This is a genomic window from Sphingomonas olei, from assembly GCF_045369765.1.
In the GTDB taxonomy this organism is placed as follows: Bacteria; Pseudomonadota; Alphaproteobacteria; order Sphingomonadales; family Sphingomonadaceae; genus Sphingomonas; species Sphingomonas panaciterrae.
Genome location: NZ_JBIQEU010000051.1, coordinates 1 through 4,105, shown reverse-complemented (window position 1 = coordinate 4,105; position 4,105 = coordinate 1). Strand labels below are relative to the sequence as shown.

Sequence of the window (4,105 nt, the reverse complement as noted above, 5' to 3'; positions counted from 1 at the left end):
TGGCCCAGTCGGCCCGAAGCTGCGATTTTGGCCATGTTGAAGAACAAAGATTGAACATGGCGATCTACCAGGCTCGCTCTTGTCCTCCAATCTCGTAAACATCGGTCTCGATCGAGCACCTGTAGCTCTCTGCGATGTTGAACATCTCTGTCTGGAGAGATGCGATCTCATCATCGAGGCTGACGCCATCGGCACCCTGATCATAGGCGACGGTCAGCGTGTAATCGCAGTTCCCGGTCTTTTGCATCTGGTAATCCCGCTCCAGCATCGCCTCAATGCGCTCGCGAGCGGGCTTTCTGCCACGACCATGCTTGTTGAAGTTCTCGATGGTCAGATGCAGGGCGATGGTGACAGAAGGCGGCTTTTCCGGCAGCCCGATCCTTGAAGGAATGACGTCAAGCGCCCGATAGACGGTCATTCTTGAGATCTTGAGGTCGCGCGCGACGCTGGCCTTGCTCGCGCCGGCGGTGATCCGGCGTCGGATTTCATCGTCATCGATGTTTTTCTTCCGGCCTTTGTAGACGCCTTCGGCGCGCGCCGCCTCGATCCCGGCGCGCTGCCGGTCCTTGATGAACGTCAGTTCCATGTCCGCGACCATGCCCAGAATGGTGATCACCATCCGCCCCATGCTTCCGGCCGTCGTCACCTCCGGCTCAAGCACCCGCAATGAGGCTCCCTTCTGGTCGAGTTCATGAACCAGATTGAGAACATCGCGTGTGGAGCGACCGAGCCGATCGAGACGCAGGACGACGAGTTCGTCATCGGCGCGCAGGAACTGCATGATCGTCTCAAGCTCCGTGCGTCCAGTGCGCGATGCGCCCGAGCCTGTTTCGGAGCGGAGGATTTCACAGCCCGCTGCCTTCAACCGGGCAACCTGGATGTCGAGATCCTGGTCGATGGTGCTGACGCGGGCGTAGCCGACGCGGGTCATGGGCAAATCCGTCACATTAGGGTGGCTTTGCCCTCGTACAGTAACATTGGTGACGGAACCACCCTTTTGTGACATGTCGTATATGTCACTTCCGATCGTCACGTTCGGGTGCACCCAAATGGTGCGAGCGGAAAGGCCCCGGTCAGGCAGCAAGCCGCCCAAAATCGATCCGGCTATTCAGATCGAGGTCGAAGCGGCCATAAGGATTGACGTGGCTGTAAATCAGCGGTGTGAGGCCGCGATAATCATCCGGCGTCATCCGGCCCGTCCATTTCGGTTCCACCAGCACGCTCTGAAGCATTCGGGTGTTCACATAGACAAGCGACGCTTGCAGCAAATGTAGCGCCAGGACCGAGAGCTGCTGCTCATCGATGCGGTTAGTGGCGATCTCGCCGCCCTTGCCGAAGAAAACGAACCCATTGGCACTGTTCCAGTTTTCAACGACATTCAGGCCTTCATGAATTTCGCGGCGGAAGGACTCCTCGCGCAGATACCGGCACAGGAAGATCGTCTTGACCGCGCGGCCCAGCTCACTCAACGCCTTGTAGGTCGGGTGCATCACCTCGGAGCGGCTAAACCGGCGCAGGATCGCCTCCGGGTCGGCGGTTTTTGTCTGCATCGCGGCTGCATATTTGACCATCTCGTCATATTGCTGCTCGATCTCATCCCAGTTGATCGGACTGGAGAGGATCGGCTGCAAGTGGGGAAGCCGCGTTCGCATGCCGACATCGGGAAGAGCCAGCTTCTGGCGAGCGATCGCTTTCAGGCGGGGTGCAAGCTCAAATCCGAGAAGCCGGCAAAATGCAAAGCCAACCGCGCTTTGGCCATGACTATCAACATATTGTCGCTGGATTTCCATGTCGGTGCAATGGCGCAGCACGCCCTCGATCATGGAGGCGACCTCGGAGGAAGAGCAGCGCTTGAGCTGGGAATAGACGCATGTCGCGCGTCGTTCGACATGCCAGTAGATCATGACGCCCCGTCCACCATAACGCGCATGCCATTCCGTCATCAGGTTGCGATCCCAGGCTCCGAACTTTGTGGAATCTGACGCACAGGCCGTGCCGGCGTCCCCCCAGACTGCAGCATTGCGGATTGCCAGGGTCGCATTCGCAACCCTGGCACACGCCTCCTTGAGCGCCGCGGCATGAACGAAGCGGCGATGGACATGCAGCAGCTCTTCATAGCTGACATCGGGGGTGGCGCCGGCGATCCGCTTGAGCCCGGCATTCGTTCCCAGGCCGTAGAGGCATAGCAGGAGACGTTGATCCAGCGCGGTTTTCGGCAGTGCAACACGCGAGGCCGATGTTTCGAACGCTTCGAGAAGTCCCGTATCAAGGGCAGCCTCCTTCAGTACGTCGAGCAGCCCGGTCATCGGCCAGCGTTGGCCGATCTCGGTCTTGATCGAGGCGAGACCCCTGGGTTCGGGCAAGGGTTTGAACGGGGTGAGAGATATACGGTTCTCGCCGCGCCACAGCAGCCGAACCTTGTCGTTCCGGGGAATATTGGCATTGAGGAGCAACAGTTCCTGAGCAAGCTCTTCCCGGATGGCGCTTGAAAATGCACGCGCATCCGCCGTCAGGTTCAATCCTGTGTAATATGCTTCTCGCCGCGCATCGAAGTCCTTGGGAAGATCGTCATCGGGATTGCGGTATCGGTCCGCCCCGACAACCCAGATTTCCTTAGAACGGATGCGATCGCGCAGTTGCGCGAGGACACAAAGCTCATAACTGATCCGGTTTACGCGCCCCTCTTCATCAATGACGGAACTGCGCCATCTCGCCGGAATGACCTCGTCGACCGGCACTGCGTGCGGCGGCACGTAGCGGCATCCATCATCCACTTTGCTTCTGATCCAGTCCAGGGCCGCCAGCACCGGACGCCACACGGCGTTGTTCGACCGGAACTCCAGTGCCGAAAGCAGGCTTGGCAGCATACGGCGATAATGATTGGCCCATGACCTCCGCATCACCTTGTAGATCCGCCGATCCAAGGCGCCCTTTGCCTGGCTTTCCTTGATGATCGCCGCCAGTTTGTCCTTGCCGGCGATTGGGAAAATGACATCGCAGATGCGCCCGGATGGATCGTCGATCGAAGCGCTGGCAATCTCGACCAGGAGTCGCTCCTTGCCATAGACCCGCTCGATGTCTTTCGCGATATCGCCCACCACCTTGCGTTTCGAGCGCGATCCGATCTTATGGACCGTCTCGATCAGCAGGTCGACCATCGCATCCGTAAGCTGAGCTTCCCGCGCCATCAGATAAACGGCATAGAGCCCGAGCTGGCGCGCCGGTACATGCCGGCGCATCTCCGAGGCTTTCTCGCCGGCAACCCGGCGAACGATCTGATCGACCCATGCCTTGCCCGTGACCGATAGGAAATCTCGGGGAAGAGCAAGCCGTTGGATAAAGGCGAGTTTGGCGGTCACGCCAAGAATGTTTTCGAGCGTCGCCTGACCTGCATCCCCCTTCATCGTGTTGAAGCCGGTCGGGCCATCGGGATCGGCGAGCGAGGCTTCCAGCAAGGCGACCGCATCCGGCGCAAGCCGATCGCGGACTCGGGCCAACAGGGCCTCCAGATAGAGGTGTCGTTGCGAACGGACGAGGCGTTCCAGCTCCTTGCGCGACGGCCCATAGATACGGCGGTCGCGGCACCACAGGAAAACATGCTCGAGCATGGCATTGATCGGCTGCCCGCCCGCACAAAGATCGTCGGAAATCCACCTCGACAACGCCCTGCGATCCGTCTGCGTCATACGGCGGAACCCGAGATGCCGCAAAATCTCCGCGCAATGCCGGCGGGCGGTGCGCCCGGAAAAATCATAGTGGTTCACGGATTTGGCATCGAGACCAAGTTGCTCCGCCAGATACAAGACACCGTCGGAGGGTATCGACGCATGATCCGGCACAAAGAAGCCATGCCCGGCGAAAAATCTAAGCTGAACCGCCAATCCCAGTCGTGCCGTCTCCGCTTTGCCGGTCACGAACGCGATGTCCGAAAAACTCAGGCTCCAGGAGCCGATCAGATCCCCACTCGAAACGCCAAGGCTCATAACGCCGCTCCCTTATCGGAGCGGAACGTCGTTCCTCGCATGGGCGATCGTCAACAACAACCAGCCCGTTCCCGACGTGTTCTCCAAGATGACCAAAATCGCAGCTTCGGGCCGACTGGGCC

Annotated in this window: 2 protein-coding genes; both read right to left on the bottom strand. The window is 59.6% G+C overall.

What is annotated here, in order from left to right:
- Window positions 1-64: 64 nt before the first annotated feature.
- The gene (locus ACH0BU_RS17865; RefSeq protein WP_006961816.1) at window positions 65-931 is read right to left on the bottom strand and encodes a recombinase family protein; all 867 of its coding nucleotides are present in this window, start codon (window positions 929-931) and stop codon (window positions 65-67) included.
- Between the two features lie 142 nt (window positions 932-1,073).
- Entirely contained in the window at window positions 1,074-3,983 is a 2,910-nt protein-coding gene (locus tag ACH0BU_RS17860; protein WP_006961814.1) for a Tn3 family transposase, read from the bottom strand.
- Window positions 3,984-4,105: the final 122 nt, after the last annotated feature.